At 75.0% G+C, this 16,164-nt stretch carries 17 protein-coding genes; 8 read left to right on the top strand and 9 right to left on the bottom strand.

Annotation, left to right across the window (positions count from 1 at the left end; translation table 11 throughout):
* Positions 1-130: 130 nt before the first annotated feature.
* On the bottom strand, positions 131-793 hold the full coding sequence (locus tag ACFUJY_RS04960) for a response regulator transcription factor (RefSeq protein ID WP_018100712.1): 663 nt from the start codon (positions 791-793) through the stop codon (positions 131-133).
* Positions 794-1,058: 265 nt separating this feature from the next.
* Positions 1,059-1,718: a DUF3000 domain-containing protein gene (locus ACFUJY_RS04955; protein ID WP_383294624.1), complete on the bottom strand. Its 660-nt coding sequence runs from the start codon at positions 1,716-1,718 to the stop codon at positions 1,059-1,061.
* A 92-nt stretch (positions 1,719-1,810) separates the two neighbouring features.
* Between ACFUJY_RS04955 and hemE the strand changes: the two genes are divergently transcribed.
* Positions 1,811-2,884 (top strand): uroporphyrinogen decarboxylase, encoded by a 1,074-nt coding sequence (gene hemE, locus ACFUJY_RS04950; RefSeq protein ID WP_383294622.1) that lies wholly within the window; start codon positions 1,811-1,813, stop codon positions 2,882-2,884.
* A gap of 23 nt (positions 2,885-2,907) precedes the next feature.
* On the opposite strand, the gene ACFUJY_RS04945 is transcribed toward hemE, so the two are convergent.
* Positions 2,908-4,290: an FAD-dependent oxidoreductase gene (locus tag ACFUJY_RS04945; protein WP_383294619.1), complete on the bottom strand. Its 1,383-nt coding sequence runs from the start codon at positions 4,288-4,290 to the stop codon at positions 2,908-2,910.
* 235 nt (positions 4,291-4,525) lie between these two features.
* Between ACFUJY_RS04945 and ACFUJY_RS04940 the strand changes: the two genes are divergently transcribed.
* The 3 genes from ACFUJY_RS04940 to hemQ all read left to right on the top strand — a co-directional run bounded on the left by ACFUJY_RS04940 (position 4,526) and on the right by hemQ (position 7,110).
* Positions 4,526-4,810, top strand: coding sequence for a hypothetical protein (locus ACFUJY_RS04940; RefSeq protein WP_383294616.1), 285 nt, complete (start codon positions 4,526-4,528; stop codon positions 4,808-4,810).
* Positions 4,811-4,898: 88 nt separating this feature from the next.
* The gene (gene hemG / locus ACFUJY_RS04935; RefSeq protein ID WP_383294613.1) at positions 4,899-6,371 is read left to right on the top strand and encodes a protoporphyrinogen oxidase; all 1,473 of its coding nucleotides are present in this window, start codon (positions 4,899-4,901) and stop codon (positions 6,369-6,371) included.
* 4 nt (positions 6,372-6,375) lie between these two features.
* Positions 6,376-7,110 (top strand): hydrogen peroxide-dependent heme synthase, encoded by a 735-nt coding sequence (hemQ, locus tag ACFUJY_RS04930; protein WP_383294610.1) that lies wholly within the window; start codon positions 6,376-6,378, stop codon positions 7,108-7,110.
* 132 nt (positions 7,111-7,242) lie between these two features.
* On the opposite strand, the gene ACFUJY_RS04925 is transcribed toward hemQ, so the two are convergent.
* The 4 genes from ACFUJY_RS04925 to ACFUJY_RS04910 all read right to left on the bottom strand — a co-directional run bounded on the left by ACFUJY_RS04925 (position 7,243) and on the right by ACFUJY_RS04910 (position 11,259).
* The gene (locus tag ACFUJY_RS04925) at positions 7,243-8,019 is read right to left on the bottom strand and encodes a TIGR04222 domain-containing membrane protein (protein WP_383294607.1); all 777 of its coding nucleotides are present in this window, start codon (positions 8,017-8,019) and stop codon (positions 7,243-7,245) included.
* A gap of 63 nt (positions 8,020-8,082) precedes the next feature.
* Positions 8,083-9,180, bottom strand: coding sequence for a TIGR04222 domain-containing membrane protein (locus tag ACFUJY_RS04920; RefSeq protein WP_383295396.1), 1,098 nt, complete (start codon positions 9,178-9,180; stop codon positions 8,083-8,085).
* Positions 9,096-10,382 carry a DUF692 domain-containing protein gene (locus ACFUJY_RS04915; protein WP_383295393.1) on the bottom strand — a complete coding sequence of 429 codons (1,287 nt, stop codon included), beginning with the start codon at positions 10,380-10,382 and terminating at the stop codon, positions 9,096-9,098. The genes ACFUJY_RS04920 and ACFUJY_RS04915 overlap by 85 nt, the downstream gene beginning before the upstream one ends.
* A gap of 121 nt (positions 10,383-10,503) precedes the next feature.
* Positions 10,504-11,259 carry an aminoacyl-tRNA hydrolase gene (locus tag ACFUJY_RS04910; protein ID WP_383294604.1) on the bottom strand — a complete coding sequence of 252 codons (756 nt, stop codon included), beginning with the start codon at positions 11,257-11,259 and terminating at the stop codon, positions 10,504-10,506.
* Between the two features lie 71 nt (positions 11,260-11,330).
* Between ACFUJY_RS04910 and ACFUJY_RS04905 the strand changes: the two genes are divergently transcribed.
* The 4 genes from ACFUJY_RS04905 (at position 11,331) to ACFUJY_RS04890 (ending at position 13,814) form a co-directional block, all read left to right on the top strand.
* Complete coding sequence (locus ACFUJY_RS04905) at positions 11,331-12,008, top strand: AIM24 family protein (protein WP_383294601.1); 678 nt, start codon at positions 11,331-11,333, stop codon at positions 12,006-12,008.
* A 65-nt stretch (positions 12,009-12,073) separates the two neighbouring features.
* Positions 12,074-12,943, top strand: a complete 870-nt coding sequence (locus ACFUJY_RS04900) for an ATP-binding cassette domain-containing protein (protein ID WP_383294598.1) — start codon at positions 12,074-12,076, stop codon at positions 12,941-12,943.
* Complete coding sequence (locus ACFUJY_RS04895) at positions 12,940-13,611, top strand: ABC transporter (RefSeq protein ID WP_383294596.1); 672 nt, start codon at positions 12,940-12,942, stop codon at positions 13,609-13,611. The genes ACFUJY_RS04900 and ACFUJY_RS04895 overlap by 4 nt, the downstream gene beginning before the upstream one ends.
* Positions 13,612-13,625: 14 nt before the next feature.
* Positions 13,626-13,814, top strand: a complete 189-nt coding sequence (locus ACFUJY_RS04890; RefSeq protein ID WP_383294593.1) for a hypothetical protein — start codon at positions 13,626-13,628, stop codon at positions 13,812-13,814.
* A gap of 6 nt (positions 13,815-13,820) precedes the next feature.
* On the opposite strand, the gene ACFUJY_RS04885 is transcribed toward ACFUJY_RS04890, so the two are convergent.
* Together ACFUJY_RS04885 and ACFUJY_RS04880 are read right to left on the bottom strand one after the other, a co-directional pair.
* On the bottom strand, positions 13,821-14,513 hold the full coding sequence (locus ACFUJY_RS04885) for a polysaccharide deacetylase family protein (RefSeq protein WP_383294590.1): 693 nt from the start codon (positions 14,511-14,513) through the stop codon (positions 13,821-13,823).
* Between the two features lie 190 nt (positions 14,514-14,703).
* Positions 14,704-16,131 (bottom strand): DUF6177 family protein, encoded by a 1,428-nt coding sequence (locus tag ACFUJY_RS04880; protein WP_383294588.1) that lies wholly within the window; start codon positions 16,129-16,131, stop codon positions 14,704-14,706.
* Positions 16,132-16,164: the final 33 nt, after the last annotated feature.

The following is a 16,164-nucleotide window of genomic DNA, read 5'->3' as shown; positions in this document are numbered from 1 at the left end:
CCGCGGCGGGGCCCAGCCGCCCCGCGGCGGGGTGGGGGGGGGGGGCCGGCCGCCGCACGTTCCCGGCGCCCCACGCCGATGCACATAATCCAGCCGGTTCCGTACGTCGTGCACCGGCCGGGGCGGGGAATCAGTGGATGATGCCCGTCCGCAGGGCCACCGCGACCATGCCGGCGCGGTCGCCGGTGCCCAGCTTGCGGGCGATGCGGGCGAGGTGGCTCTTGACGGTCAGGGCGGAAAGCCCCATGGAGACGCCGATGGCCTTGTTGGACTGGCCCTCGGCGACGAGCCGCAGGACCTCCACCTCGCGGCCGGACAGTTCGCGGTAGCCGCCCGGGTGGCTCGGGGTGCCGGGGGGCCGGCGGTGCATACGGGCGGCGGTGGCGCCGATGGGGGCGACGCCGGGTCGGGCCGGGTGGCCGATGTTGGTACGGGTGCCGGTGACCACGTAGCCCTTGACGCCGCCCGCGAGGGCGTTGCGCACGGCACCGATGTCGTCGGCGGCGGACAGGGCGAGACCGTTGGGCCAGCCGGCGGCTCGCGTTTCGGACAGCAGGGTCAGCCCGGAACCGTCGGGCAGGTGGACGTCGGCTACGCAGATGTCGCGCGGGTTGCCGACGCGGGGACGGGCCTCCGCGATGGACGACGCCTCGATGACGTCACGAACTCCGAGGGCCCACAGATGGCGGGTGACGGTGGAACGGACGCGCGGGTCGGCCACGACGACCATGGCCGTCGGCTTGTTCGGGCGGTAGGCGACCAGGCTTGCGGGCTGCTCGAGGAGAACGGACACCAGGCCTCCTGGGGAGTGGCGGGACGGGCCGGCTCGGGGATGAAGCCGGGGCGAACCGTGCTTGAAGGGTCATTGACTCCTTCGGCAGCAGACCCCTGCTCCTTTAGGGGAAGATCACGATTTGTTGAGTAACAATTCGGGCAAATGGGGTTCCCGGTCGATTCCGGAGAGCGTTTTCCGCTGGCTGAAAGTGATCGCATGACGTGGCGTCACGGAAAACGGGGCGGCCCGAAGGCCGCCCCGTCCGGGCCGATCACGGCAGGGATCACGGCGCCTGCGGGCCCCGGCGCTGTGGGAGCGTGACCACCGCCGCGTCGAGCGGACCCGACGGCGGCAGGCCCGCGATCTGGCAGAGCAGATCGCCCCAGGCGACCAGGTGCGCCCCCGCGTCCGGTGCGCCGCCCAGGCCCTCGCGCGGGGTCCAGGAGGCCCGGATCTCGATCTGTGTCGCGGGACGCCGGGTCTCCAGCGCGCCGAAGTAGTGCGAGCCCGCCATCGTGACCGTCCCGCCCGCTTCCCCGTAGAACAGGCCGCGGGCCTCCAGCGCACCGGTCAGCCAGGACCAGCAGACCTCGGGCAGCAGCGGATCGGCGGCCATCTCCGGCTCCAGCTCGGCGCGGACCAGGGTCACCAGCCGGAAGGCCCCCTGCCACGCCTCGTGGCCGGCCGGGTCGTGCAGCAGGACGAGCCGCCCGTCGGCGAGGTCGTCCTCGCCGTCGACGACCGCCGCCTCCAGGGCGTACGCGTGCGGCGCGAGCCGCTTCGGCGGCCGGGTCGGCTCCACCTCCAGCTCGGGACGGAGCCGCGCCGCGCGCAGCGCGTCCACCGCCGAACGGAACGCGGACGGGACGGCACCACCCTCCGCGCCGTCCGTGCCGTCAGCGCCATCGGATTGACCGGAGATGTGTCCCTGAGCCGCAGCCATGCGGGGAAGAGTAGGCGGAACGGGAGCTCCGCGCGCGGAAGGACACCCGTGCGGGGCCGGGCTCGTTGTCCACGCGTGCGAAGATTCTGTCCGTGAGTGCCAACGACCGCCCCTCCGGGCAGCAGACGCAGACTTCCGCCACGTACGACTCGGCGTTCCTCAAGGCGTGCCGGCGCGAGCCGGTCCCGCACACGCCGGTCTGGTTCATGCGCCAGGCGGGGCGCTCGCTGCCCGAGTACCTCAAGGTGCGCGAAGGCATCCCGATGCTCCAGTCCTGCACGATGCCGGAGCTCGTCGCCGAGATCACGATGCAGCCCGTCCGCCGCCACAAGGTCGACGCCGCCGTCTACTACAGCGACATCGTCGTCCCGCTCAAGGCGATCGGCATCGACCTGGACATCAAGCCCGGCGTCGGCCCGGTGATCGCCGAGCCGGTCCGCACCCGCGCCGACCTGGCCCGGCTGCGCGACCTGACCCCCGAGGACGTCCCGTACGTCACCGAGGCCGTCCGGCTGCTCACCGCCGAGCTGGGGGAGACCCCGCTGATCGGCTTCGCGGGCGCGCCGTTCACCCTCGCGAGCTACCTCGTGGAGGGCGGGCCCTCCCGCAACCACGAGCACACCAAGGCCATGATGTACGGCGACCCGGAGCTCTGGGCCGACCTGCTCGACCGGCTCGCCGAGATCACCGGCGCCTTCCTCGAGGTCCAGATCGAGGCCGGCGCCTCGGCCGTCCAGCTCTTCGACTCCTGGGTCGGCGCCCTGGCCCCCGCCGACTACCGGCGCTCCGTGCTGCCCGCCTCCGCGAAGGTCTTCGACGCCGTTGCCGGGTACGGCGTCCCCCGCATCCACTTCGGCGTCGGCACCGGCGAACTGCTCGGCCTGATGGGCGAGGCCGGGGCGGACGTCGTCGGCGTCGACTGGCGGGTGTCGCTGGACGAGGCGGCGCGCCGCGTCGGCCCCGGCAAGGCGCTCCAGGGCAACCTCGACCCGGCGGTGCTGTTCGCGCCGACCTCCGCGGTGGAGGCCAAGACCCGCGAGGTGCTGGACGCGGCCGCCGGCCTGGAGGGCCACATCTTCAACCTGGGCCACGGCGTGATGCCGAACATGGACCCGGACGCGCTCTCCCGCCTCGTCGAGTACGTCCACACCAGCACCGCCCGCTGAACCGGCGCGAAGGCGGGCGCCGCTCAGGCGGTGCCCGCCTTCCGCAGCACCGACACCGTCTTGCGGGCGGCGACCAGGACCGGGTCCCAGACCGGTGAGAACGGCGGGGCGTAGCCCAGGTCCAGAGCGGTCATCTGCTCGACGGTCATCCGGGCGGTGAGCGCCACCGCCGCCACGTCCACCCGCTTCCCGGCGCCCTCGCGGCCCACGATCTGCACGCCCAGGAGCCGGCCCGTGCGGTACTCCGCGAGCATCTTCACCGTCATCGGCCGCGCGTCCGGGTAGTAGCCCGCCCGGCTGGTCGACTCGATCGTCGCCGTGACGTACCGCAGGCCCACCGCCCGGGCGTCCTTCTCGCGCAGCCCGGTCCGGGCGATCTCCAGGTCGCACACCTTGCTCACCGCCGTGCCCACCACACCGGGGAACGTGCCGTAGCCGCCGCCGACGTTGGAGCCGATGACCTGGCCGTGCTTGTTGGCGTGCGTGCCGAGCGCGAGGTGCCGGGTGTGGCCCGCGACCAGGTCCAGGACCTCGACGCAGTCGCCGCCCGCCCAGATGTTCTCGTGGCCCTGGACCCGCATCGCCAGGTCGGTGACCAGCCCGCCGTGCGGTCCGAGCGGCAGCCCGGCCTCCCGGGCCAGGGCCGTCTCCGGCCGGACGCCGATGCCGAGCACCACCACGTCCGCCGGGTAGGCCGCCCGATCCGTCACGACCTCGGCGACCCGGCCGTCCGGACCGGTCCTGATCCCGGTGACCTCCGCCCCGTTCACCGTGGTGATGCCGAGCCCGTCCATCGCGTCGTGGACCATGCGCCCCATGTCCGGGTCGAGCGTGGCCATGGGCTGCTCGCCGCGGTTGAGGACGGTCACCTCGTAGCCGCGCTTCAGCATCGCCTCGGCCATCTCGACGCCGATGTACCCCGCCCCGACGACGACCGCGCGCCGGCCCTCCGTCCGTTCCAGGGTGTCCAGCAGCGCCTGCCCGTCGTCCAGGGTCTGCACCCCGTGCACCCCGGGCGCGTCCATGCCCGGCAGGTCCGGGCGCACCGGGCGGGCCCCGGTGGCGATCACCAGCTTGTCGAACCCGGTCCAGTACGCCTCGCCGGACTCCCGGTCCAGGGCGCGCACCCGCCGCCCCGCCACGTCGATCTCCGTGACCTCGGTGCGGGTGCGCAGGTCGATGTCGCGGGCCCGGTGCTCCTCGGGCGTCCGGGCGACGAGGTCGTCCCGGTCGGTGACGTCGCCGCTGACCCAGTACGGGATGCCGCACGCGGAGTACGAGGTGAAGTGGCCCCGCTCGAAGGCGGTGATGCTCAGCTCGTCCGGGCCCTTGAGCCGCCGCGCCTGGGACGCGGCGGACATCCCCGCCGCGTCCCCTCCGATGACCACCAGTCGTTCCGCCGCCATGCCGGTCCCTCCGAAGCGTGTACGAAAGCACCCACGCTACGGGGCGGCCCGAGCCGGCGACGTACTCACTCGCCCTTCGCGCCCCGGCGGTGCAGCAGCCGCCACAGCGCGGCGAGAACCGCCACCACGGCCAGGAACGGGGCCGCGGCGCCGATCGCCATCGCCAGCCGGCGCAGCATCGTGACGAAGGCGTGCCTCCTGCGGGACGCGCAGCACCAGGTGCGAGGAGTCCCGTGTGGAGTCGATCCGCTCGGTGGTCTCCTTCTCGACCAGCCCGCCCGCGCCCTGCGCCGCCGTACGCGTCCGCGCCGCCGCCCCGCCCTCGACGCGTCTGCTGTGCCCCGGCGACGCCCCGGTCGGCGGTGCCGCCCGCATCGTCGCCGGACGCGCCGCAGCCGCTCAGTACGAGCGCGGCGGCCAGCAGCACGGCGGCCGGCCCGCACACGCGCCGGCCGGTGCGGACCCGAGGTGTTCCTCGCATGGCTGTCCCCCCAGGACGGGTGATCGATGGCGTGGGTGAGACGTACGAGGGGGTGCGGGCGGACCCGGGAATCCGGTTTCGAACCGGTCAGGGTCGGGACCGGGAACCGGTTTGAGAGAGTGGAGCCATGCAGCCATCCACACACCGCGCGGACCGGGCCCCCCGTCATGTCGTCGTCATCGGCGGCGGCATCGCCGGACTCGCGGCCGCCCACCGGCTCGTCGGCGCCGGGCTGAGGGCCACCGTCCTGGAGGCGACCGACCGGCTCGGCGGCAAGCTCATGACCGGCGAGGTCGCCGGCGTCCGGGTCGACCTCGGCGCCGAGTCCATGCTCGCCCGCCGCCCGGAGGCCGTCGGCCTGGCCCGCGCCGTGGGCCTCGGCGACCGCCTCCAGCCGCCCGCCACGGCCACCGCCGCGCTGTGGACGCGCGACGCGCTGCGCCCGATGCCCAAGGGCCATGTGATGGGCGTCCCGGGCGACCCGTCCGTCCTGGGCGAGGTGCTGTCGGCCGACGGGCTCGCCCGGATCGCCGAGGACCGTGAACTGCCCCCGGTGGCCGTCGGCGAGGACGTCGCCGTCGGCGCGTACGTCGCGGACCGGTTGGGGCGCGAGGTCGTGGACCGGCTGGTGGAGCCGCTGCTCGGCGGGGTGTACGCGGGCGACGCCTACCGCATCTCGATGCGCGCCGCCGTACCGCAGCTCTTCGAGGCCGCCCGGGAAGGCGGCTCCCTGCTCGACGGGGTCACCCGGCTCCAGGAGCGGGCCGCCGCCCGGCAGCTGAGCGGCCCCGTCTTCCAGGGCATCGAGGGCGGCATCGGCAGCCTCCCGGGAGCCGTCGCCGACGCCGTGCGCGCCGGAGGCGGCGAGATCCTCACCGAGACGCCCGTGCTCGGGCTGACCCGTACCGCCGACGGCTGGGAGATCCGCACCGACACCCGGGCCGTCCCCGCCGACGGCATCGTCCTCGCCGTGCCCGCCTGGTCCGCCGCCACGCTGCTGGCCGCCGAGTCACCGGGCGCCTCGGCCGAACTGGCGGGCGTCGAGTACGCGTCGATGGCGCTGGTCACCATGGCGTTCCGGCGCTCCGACGTGACCGGCACGGCCTTCGACGGGCGCTCCGGCTTCCTCGTACCGCCGGTCGACGGGCACACCATCAAGGCCGCCACCTTCTCCACGCACAAGTGGCAGTGGGTGGCCGACGCGGCCCCGGACCTCTTCGTGCTGCGGACCTCCGTGGGCCGGTACGGCGAGGAGGAGCACCTGCACCGCGAGGACGGCGAGCTGGTCGCCGTCTCCCTGCGCGACCTCGCCGCCGCGACCGGGCTCGCCGCCCGGCCGGTGGCGACCGAGGTCACCCGGTGGATCGGCGGCCTGCCCCAGTACCCGGTGGGCCATCTCACCCGGGTCGCCCGCATCCGCGACGAGGTCGCCAAGCTGCCCGCGCTGCGGGTGTGCGGCGCGGTCTACGACGGGGTCGGCATCCCGGCCTGCGTGGCGAGCGCCCACCGGGCGGCGGACGAGATCGCCGGGGATCTCACCGGGGAGATCATCGCCACGCCCACCCTGGTTCAGGGCACTCGGAGCGAGGCGGGACAATAGCCGTATGAGTGCTCCTGAGACTGCGACATCAAGCAAGGTTCCGAACGCCGGCAAGAAGGCCAAGGACCTCAACGACGTCATCCGCTACACGCTGTGGTCCGTCTTCAAGCTGCGCGACGTTCTGCCCGCCGACACGGACCGCGCGGCCGTCGCCGGCGAGGTCCAGGAGCTGTTCGACCAGCTCGCCGCGGAGGACGTCACCATCCGCGGCACGTACGACGTCTCGGGCCTCCGCGCCGACGCCGACCTGCTGATCTGGTGGCACGCGGAGACCGCGGACGAACTCCAGGAGGCGTACAACCTCTTCCGCCGCACCCGGCTCGGCCGCCACCTGGAGCCGGTCTGGTCGAACATGGCGCTGCACCGCCCCGCCGAGTTCAACAAGTCGCACATCCCGGCGTTCCTCGCCGACGAGACGCCGCGCAACTACATCAGCGTCTACCCCTTCGTGCGCTCGTACGACTGGTACCTGCTGCCCGACGAGGACCGCCGCCGCATGCTCGCCGACCACGGCAAGATGGCCCGCGGCTACCCCGACGTGCGCGCCAACACCGTCGCCTCGTTCTCGCTCGGCGACTACGAGTGGATGCTGGCCTTCGAGGCGGACGAGCTGTACCGCATCGTGGACCTGATGCGTCACCTCAGGGCCTCCGAGGCGCGGATGCACGTCCGCGAGGAGGTCCCCTTCTTCACCGGCCGGCGCAAGTCGGTCGCGGACCTGGTGGCCGGGCTCGCCTAGCGAACGGGCTTGTGACCACCCCAACCCGGAAGATCAGACGGCGGGCACCCGGCACCTCGTGCCGCCCGCTGGTCCAGCGACACCGGGTTCGGCTCAGCGGTGCGGCGCGCTTCTCGCGCGCCGCACCGTTCGTCATTCCCGGCCCAGCAGGCTGCGTACGCCTGCCCGGCCCGTCAGCGCGGCCCGCAGGGCCGGGTCGTCCACCGCGTCCACCCCGCGCACCGCGACCGTCACCAGCGTGTCGCCCGTCGCGCCGTCCCCGGGCACCGCGCACGCCGCCAGCAGCCGCTGCCCGTCCGGGGAGGCCCAGGCACCGTAGGGGTGCGCCTCGACCCGGGCTATGGCCAGGCAGCCCAGGGTCAGCACGAGCGGCAGCGCGAACCACACGGGCCTCGGGCCCGCGCCCCCGCCGTCGGGCGCGAGCAGGGCGGCGGCGCCCAGCGCGGCCACCAGCAGCGCCGCCCCGCGCACCGCCCGCACCGCCGACGCGACGTCCGCCCCGCGCGGGACCGCCAGACCGGCCGCGACGAGCCGGTCGGCCACCGCGCGCACCGCGTCGGCGGCGGCGGCCGACGCGCGCACCGGCGCTATCGGCGACTGGCCCTCCGGCCCTATGGCGCGGATCACCGTACGCTCCACCTCGTCACGGCCCTCGGGGTCCACGACCGTCGCCCACCCGGTGTGGGCCAGCAGCAGCCGGCGCCGCAGATGCATCGAGACCAGTGCCAGGTCCGCGACGCGGCCGGGCCCGCCCGCCAGGAACGCCGCCTCGTACAGTGTGAGTTGCCGTCCGCGCCCGCCGGTCGCGCCCTCCGGCCGCCGGGCCGCGCGGGCCCCCGCGAGACAGAGCCGGGCGCAGGAGAGACCCGCCGCACCCCACGCGACCAGCAGCAGCAGAAACGGCACCATGCCGGATTTCTATGCCGGAACCGCCCGTGGCGCCATAGCTCGTCCAGCAGGTGGACGGCGGTCTCAGGAACCGCCGCCGCAACTCGATCCACCACCGCAGCTGGAGCCGCCGCCGCAGCTGCTGCCACCGCCGCAGCTCGACCCGCCGCCCCCGCAACTGCTGCCGCCGCAGCCCGACCCGCCCCCGCAGCCCGACCCGCCGCCTCCGCCGCAGCTGCTGCCCGAGGTGCTGCCGCAGCCGCCGCCCGGGCTCGCCCCCGCGCACCACACGGCCGGCGCGACGAGCAGTGCCGAGGAGCCGCCCGCGGTGTACGAGGAGGAGGCGGGCCGGGTCCGCGCGGCCGCGACCAGGTGCGTCCGCAGCTCCGGGTCCGGGACGCCGCGCAGCCCCCGGGTCGCCACCAGGAACCCCGGGTCGGTCCGGTGAGCCTGCGCGGCCCCGAACTCCGCCGCCGCCCTGCGCCCCGCCCGGGTGATCCGGGACCGGGCCACCGCCGTGCAGACCAGGCCGGACACGAAGCCGACGACGACGGCCGGGATCAGCGCCACCGCGAACGGGTGGCTCCAGCCGGCGCCGTCGTCACCCTCCATGAACCGGGCGATGGCCAGGCCGATGGTGACCGGGCCGGACGCGAGGCACAACAGCGCCTGCGCCGGGCCCCAGACACGCCACACGGCACTGGCGCGGGGTGGGGCCAGCAGTCCGCGCGCGGCGAGACCGTCACCGGTCTCCTGCACCGCGGGATGCCGCATCACGGCCGCGCGCAGCGCCGGCAGTGCCCCGCTCGGTGCCGCGGCCACTTCCCGCAGCACCGCCCGCTCCACCGGGTCGTGGGCGACCGGCCGGAGCACGGCGACGATGCCGGGCCCGCCGACGGCCAGCCGGCCGTCCGCGTGCAGGGCGGCCAGCGCGGTGTCGACGACCCGGCCGGGCCCGCCGTTCAGGAACGCCACCTCGGACAGGTCGTGCACCGGACCGCCCACCCCGCGGCGGGAGCGGGCCAGGCCGACGATCAGCACGGTGGACGAGGCGACCACCGCAAGCGTGAGGAGCACCAGCGCGACGTCCATGCCCGTCACCGCCCCACCAGCACGGAGCGGGCGGCCCGGGCCAGCCGGGTCGCGCGCCCGGGCGGCCGGGGCGCGGCCCGGTCCCGCCACCACCGCGTCAGCCGGCGCCGGGCCGCGTCGTCCTCGGGGCGGCCCGCGATGAGCAGGTGCTCGGCGAAGTCCAGGGCGTCGCGCCGGTACCCCGACGCCATGGGCCGCGCCCCGGCGTACGCGAGGAACGCCGCCCGGTAGCCGGCCCCCAGGATCTCCGGCAGCTCGGGCGCCACCTTCGCCACGACATCGGCGCGCTTCGCGGCCAGGGCGCGGCTCTGCACCCGGAGCCGGCGCGGGTCGAACCCCTCCGGCGCGGGCGTCCCGGCGACCAGCGCGGACAGCAGCGCGGTCTGCGCGACCGCGACGCCGTCCCGGACGGACTCCGCGAGGGGCACGGCGGGCGGGCCCCCCGGGGCCGCCCAGGCGGCCGAGGCGCCCCCGCCCTTCTCCAGCACCCCCCGGATCGCGTCCAGCTCGCCCGCCAGCTCCCCGGCCGGCGGGAACGCGTCGTCGCGCTCCAGCAGCACCCCCGGCGGGTCCACCCGGGACCGCAGCTCCGCCAGCACGTCGAGGACCGGGGCGGTCACCGGGTGGGCGTGCGTGTCGTGCCACACGCCGTCCTTCTCGACCCCGCCCGCCACGTGCACGTACGCGATGGCCTCCACCGGCAGCTCGTCCAGCGCGACCGCCGGGTCCTCGCCCCGGTTCACGTGGTTGGTGTGCAGGTTGGCCACGTCGATCAGCAGCCGCACCCCGGTCCGCTCGACCAGCTCCGCCAGGAACCGGCCCTCGGTCAGCTCCTCGCCCGGCCAGGACACCAGCGCCGCGATGTTCTCCAGCGCCAGCGGCACCGGCAGCGCGTCCTGGGCGATGCGCACGTTCTCGCACAGCACGTCCAGCGCCGCCCGGGTGCGCGGCACCGGCAGCAGATGCCCCGCCTCCAGAGCCGGCGAACCGGTGCGCGCCCCGCCCGCCCGTACGAACGCGATGTGCTCGGTCACCAGCGGCGCGCCGAGCAGCGTGGCGCGGGCGGCGAGGTCCGCGAGCCTGCCGGGGTCGGGGCGGTCGGCGCCGCCGAGTCCCAGCGACACGCCGTGCGGCACCACGGTGACCCCGCGCTCCCGCAGCCGTACCAGGGAGTCCGGCAGGTGGTCGGCGCAGAGGTTCTCCGCGACCGCTTCCACCCAGTCGATCCCCGGCAGCGCCTCCACCTCGTCGGCGATCTCCGGCCGCCAGCCGATCCCGATGCCCAGCCTCATACCGTCCCCCATGCTGCTTCCCCCTCGCTTCGTGCAGGGGTGATGGCCCCCGGGCGCGGCCCTGAATCCGGAAGGGGGGACGTTCAGAGCTTCATTTGAGGTTCCGCCGGCACCGGTCCCCTCAGCGACGGCGCCGCAGCGCCGGGTGGTCGGCGACCACCGTGCAGGAGCCCGGGGCGATCTCCGTGAAGCCCGCGTCCCGCACGACCGGCAGCCCGCTCGCCGTGAGCTCCGCCCAGCGGCCCGGTTCAGCCGTGGCCACCGAGAGCGGGAAGCCGGCCTCGCGCCACGCCTTGCGCTCGGTCTCCGTCAGCTCCCACCAGGCGAGCTGCGCCCCGTGCCCGACCTGCGCCATCTCCTTGCCGGCCGACATGCCGAGGTCCGGGTTGAGCCAGAGCACCGGGTGCTCCGGGCCGGGCGCGGCCGGCGGCTCGGGGTCGTCCAGGTCCGTCCCCGAGACCTGGAGCTTGGCCAGCTCCTTGGGCCAGCCGTCCAGGGGCACCGGCGGGAAGACCCGCACCTCGGCCTCCTCGCCCGTCACCGTGATCCCGGGCAGCGCGGACGCCTTGCGCCACTCCGCGCCCCGGGCCCGCCGGACCACCTTGCGGATGCGGGCGTCCTGCCAGTCCCGCATCACCCGCGCCCACTCGCCCTCGCCCACCGACCGCTCGTCACAGAGCATCACGAGCACCGCGCGGGCGGCCGTGCGCAGGGCGTCGGTGCGGGCCGGCGGCGCCGCCTTCTCGATGTGCACCACCAACGACAGTACGTACTGCGGTGCTTCGTCCCGGCCCGTCCGCTCGGACCGGAAGGGGCTGTCGACGGGCACGGCGGACGGCTCGGCGGACGGGGACGCGGGGATGTCGTTGCTGCTCACCCACCCAGTCTGCCAGCCGTCCCGGACGCCGTTCTTGGCGGAATGGAAGGCTCCGGGCGAGGATGCCGGTTATGAAGAGCGATCTCTTTTCCAGTGAGCACATGGCGGAGCAGGCGACCGTCCCCGGGATGACGCTGCAGAACGCCAAATCCATCAAGTACGCGGTCAACGGGGAGATGCACGCCCGCCAGGGATCGATGATCGCCTTCCGCGGGGACCTCCAGTTCGAGCACAAGAGCCAGGGCATCGGCGGTCTGCTCAAGCGGGCGGTCACCGGCGAGGGGCTGCCGCTGATGGCGGTGCGCGGCCAGGGCGAGGCGTGGTTCGCGCACGAGGCGGCGAACTGCTTCATCGTGGAGATGGAGCAGGGCGACGCCCTCACCATCAACGGCCGCAACGTGCTGTGCTTCGACGCCTCGCTCTCGTACGAGATAAAGACCGTCAAGGGCGCCGGGATGACCGGCGGCGGTCTCTTCAACAGCGTCTTCACCGGCTACGGGAAGCTGGGTCTGATGTGCGACGGATATCCGATCGTCATCCCCGTCACCCCGCAGCAGCCGGTGTGCGTGGACACGGACGCCGTCGTCGGCTGGAGCGCCCAGCTGAACACCTCGCTGCACCGCTCGCAGAGCGTCGGCTCGATGATCCGGGGCGGCTCCGGTGAGGCCGTCCAACTGCGGCTGGACGGGCAGGGGTTCGTGATCGTACGGCCCAGCGAGCTGAAGCCCGAGAAGGCGGCGTCCCACTGAGCGACGGTACGGAGATCCTGCGGCTGCGGGGAGCCGGCCGACGGTACGGGCTCACCGGCCCCTGGGTGCTGCGCGGCGTCGACCTCGTCCTGCCCGCGCGCGCCCTCGTCCGCGTCGAGGGCGCCAACGGCACCGGCAAGTCGACCCTGCTGCGGCTGCTGGCCAGGATCGACGCCCCCTCCGAGGGCCGCGTCACGGGCCGGCCGCGTACGGCGTACGTCCCCGAGCGGTTCCCGGCGGCGCTGCCGTTCACGGCCGCCGGGTACCTCGTCCACCTCGGGCGCGTCCACGGACTGCGTGCCGTCGAGGCGGCCGGCCGGGCGGACCGCTGGCTCACCCGGTTCGGCGCCGCCGCGCACGCCCGGACCCCCCTGGCCGAACTCTCCAAGGGCACCAGCCAGAAGGTCGCCGTCGCCCAGGCGCTCCTCGCCGAACCGGAACTCCTGGTCCTGGACGAGGCGTGGACCGGCCTCGACACCGAGGCGCGCGGTGAACTGGACCGGGCGGTGGCGGAACGCGTCGCCGCCGGGGCGACGGTGGTGTACGTCGACCACGACCCGCGCCGCCTGGCGGGCGCGGCCGACGCGGCGTACCGGGTGGAGGGTCTCGGCCTCACCGCCGCCCCGCTGGTGGCCGCCGAGCCCCGCGTACGCATCGAGGCGACGGCCCCGCCCGGGACCCCGCTGCCGCCCGGACTGCCCGGGGCTCCCGCGTACACCCTGACCGACGACGGAACGGCCCGCCTCACGGTCCCGGCGGCGCACTCCGACGCCCTGCTCGGCGCGCTGCTGTCGGCCCGGCCGCCGTGGCACATCGGGCGGGTGGAGCCGGTGCGGGGGCCCGGAGAGGCGGGCGGCCCCGGTGCCGGGGCCCGCCCCGGACCTGAAACCGTGCCGCACCCCTCACCCACCCCGGACGGGGACCCCGCACCATGACCGCGCTCATCCGCTACCAGGCCGCCCTGCTCGTACGGTCCCAGCACTGGCTGGCCCCGGTGCTGCTGTACCTGGCCTTCCTCGCCGTCGGCATCCGCTCCGGGCAGCCCGTGCTCGACTCGCTCGGCTACACCGCCGCCGGAATGCTCCCGGTCACCGCCTGGCTGGTGCGCGTCTGCGTCACCCAGGAACCGCCCGCCGCCCGGACGGTCGTCGCGGCTGCGGTGGGCGGGCAGCCCCGGGCCCATCTGGCGGCCCTGCTCACCGCGCTGGGCGGCGCCTGGCTCCTCGGCACCGCCGCCACCGCCGTCGTCCTGGCGATCAGCGACCCGGCCAGTACGGACCACTCGGTGCGGGTGCCCCTGCCGTCCGCCGCCGCGGCCGGAGTCCTGGCCACCGCGTGCTGCGTGCTGCTCGGCGCGGCGGCCGGGGCGCTGTGCAGCCGGCCGCTGCTGCACGGGCGGGGCTGGTCGGTCACGGCGACGGCGCTCGCGTCGCTGCTGGCGCTGGTCACCGCCGGATCGCCCGCGAAGTACGCGGTGACGGGCCTGGTCACCGGCTCGCTGACCGGCACGGTCCAGGTGCCGGTGCTGCCGCTGCTCGGAGCCGCCGCCGCGGCGGCCGCCGTGTTCGCGCTCGTCTGCCGGCTCACTTCGGTACGGGGCTGAGTAGGCTCGTACGTATGACTGAGGAACCGGGGCCCTACTGCGCGACGCCGCCCGCCGAGTCGCCGGAGCGGGCCGAGGGGCCGCCGTACGCCGAGTGCGTGCTGTGCCGGAAGCCGACCGAATACGCCGAGTCGGTCAAGGGGATCACGCTGTGCCCGGTGTGCGAGTGGCAGGAGGCCCAGCGCACGGCCTGCTCCGGCTGAAGCGCCTCAGCCGGCCGCGATCAGCTCGGACACCTTGACGAAGCGGTAGCCGCGCTTCCGTAGCTCCGGCACGACCTGGCGGACCGCCTCGGCGGTGACCGGTGCCGCGCTGCGGGTGCAGTGCATGACGACGAGCGAACCGGACCGCACCCCGTCGAGCACCTGCTCGGCGACGGCGTCCGCGTCCGTCGCGAAGGCGTCGCCGCTGACGACGTCCCACTGCACGGCGGTCACCTTCTCCGGCCCGAGGGCGCGCAGCGTGTCGTCGTCGTAACAGCCGCCGGGGAAGCGGAAGTACGGCACGACATTGCGGGCGCCGGTCGCCCGGATCGCCCCGAACGCCCGCTGGACCTCCGTGCGCACGGCGTCCTTCTCGACCGTCGGGAGTCCGTAGCAGGGCGTGGTGAAGGCGTAGTGGCTGTAGGAGTGGTTGCCGATCTCGAAGAGGGGATCGGTGCCGATGGAGCGCGCCTGGTCCGGGTACTCCTCGGCCCAGCGCCCGGTCATGAACACCGTCGCGGGCACCTTCAGGCGGCGCAGCAGGGCGATCAGTTCCGGGTTGTCGAAGTGCTCGCCGCCTGCCGCGCGCGGCCCCTCGTCGGCCGTCATGTCGGCGTCGAAGCTGAGCGCGACGACCTTCGCGGCGTGCTGCGGCCCGCGCGTGAAGACGGGGGTCAGACCGCCGGGGCCGGGAGCCATGACGGGGGGCTTGTCGGCGGGCGTCTCCGTGACGGGGGAGGCGGGCGGCCGTGCGGCGGCTGGACGGGGCCCGGCCTGGCCGCAGCCGACGAGCACCGCACCTAGCACACCCAAAACAGCCGCTTTGTGCGTAAATCTGATCACTTCCGGACGCTAACCGATCGTCCGGAAGGGGCGCGGGGCTGGCGCGCTAGACCGGCGGCGCCCCACGCAGATGGCGCATCAGCTGTTCCAGGGCCGCCCAGCTCTCGGCGGTCTCGCCGTCCCCGAGCGGGTAGTAATAGCCCGGCCGCCCGCCGGGGCCCAGCCGCACCGGCGCCTCCTTGAGCGGGGTCCGGGCGGCGGTGTCCCGGCCCACCTCGGTCACCTCGGCGGAGCCGAGCGCGAAGGCGTACGGGAGCGGGGGGCGTGCGAAGCGGGGCTGGGCGTTCAGGTCGCGGCGGCCCTCGGCCAGCTGGCAGAGCATGGTCCGCAGTCCGTGCCGGGTCACCAGCTCGTCGGCGAGCTCCGGCAGCGCGTCCAGGACCGGTGCCTCGTCGGGGCCGTGGCCGAGGACGAGGGTGATGTCCTCCTCCACCCCGTCCGGGGTGCGGTTCACCTGGAGCGTGGCGACGGCGGGGCGGTCCGGGTCGCCCACGGCCACCAGCCAGGTGGGCCGGGGCGCGCGCTCGTACGCCAGGTCGGTCAGCTGCCGCCGCGACCAGGTGAGCCCGGCCGGCTCCGAGGTCCCCCAGCCGGCCGGGGGCGCGCCGGTCAGCGCCTCCCAGGCGGCTTCCAGGGCGCCGCCGAGCACGAGGTCGGCGGTGGGGCGGTGCACGGTCCGGAGCGACACGACGAGCTGCCGCTCACCGGTGGGCCCGGCCTCGGTGAACGCCTCCGCCACCGGGGTCTGCCCGTCCTCGCGCCGGTCGGGCGCGAACGTGTCGTCCTGCCAGCGGAGTACGGCGCCGGTCAGCCCGTCGTAGTAGCCGCAGCGTTCGTCCTGGACGACCCAGCGGGAGGAGGTGGACTGGAGCAGCAGCCGCGTGGGCAGCGAGAGCGTGCAGTGCGGCGGGGTGACGATCTGGAGCGACCGCTCGCTCTCCACGGTGGCCCGCAGCGCCTCCGTCAGCCAGCTCGTCATGGGGACGACCGGGCGGTCCTGGATGACGACGGCCGCCTTGTCGGTGAGCATGTCGACGGCGGGCTGCGCGGCGGCGGGGGAGGGCACGGCCGTGATGCCCGAGACGTCGACGGGGCGGGCGGCGCCGGTGGTGCCGGGGGCGTCGGCGGGCCACACCTTGCCGCCCAGCAGCATGGTCAGCCGCGCGGCGAAGGCCCCGGCCAGCTCCTCGGCCCGGTCCACCCCGGCGGCGGCCCGCGCCTCGACCCACCACCAGGGCCCGTCCCCTTCCGGAGCGGCCTCCGCCCCGAGCAGCCGGACGGCTTCCCCGGGCACCTGGATCAGCAGGGGCACCTCCACGGACACGAGCGGCCGCCCCTCGTCGTCGCACAACTGCACGACCGCCCCTTCCCCGGTCGTCCCCACCCGCAGATCGGGCCCGCCGGCCAGCAGCCCGGCCAGCACACTGAGCGAGTCGGGCATGCGCCGGGTGAGAGCGACGACGTCCTGGGTCATGCGGGGGTCCTTCGGAGATGAGGGGTCGGGGGG

It is taken from the genome of Streptomyces sp. NPDC057249 (assembly GCF_042669245.1).
Classification (GTDB): Bacteria; Actinomycetota; Actinomycetes; order Streptomycetales; family Streptomycetaceae; genus Streptomyces.
The sequence above is the reverse complement of the archived record's forward strand: the minus strand, read 5'-3'. Positions and strand labels throughout refer to the sequence as shown.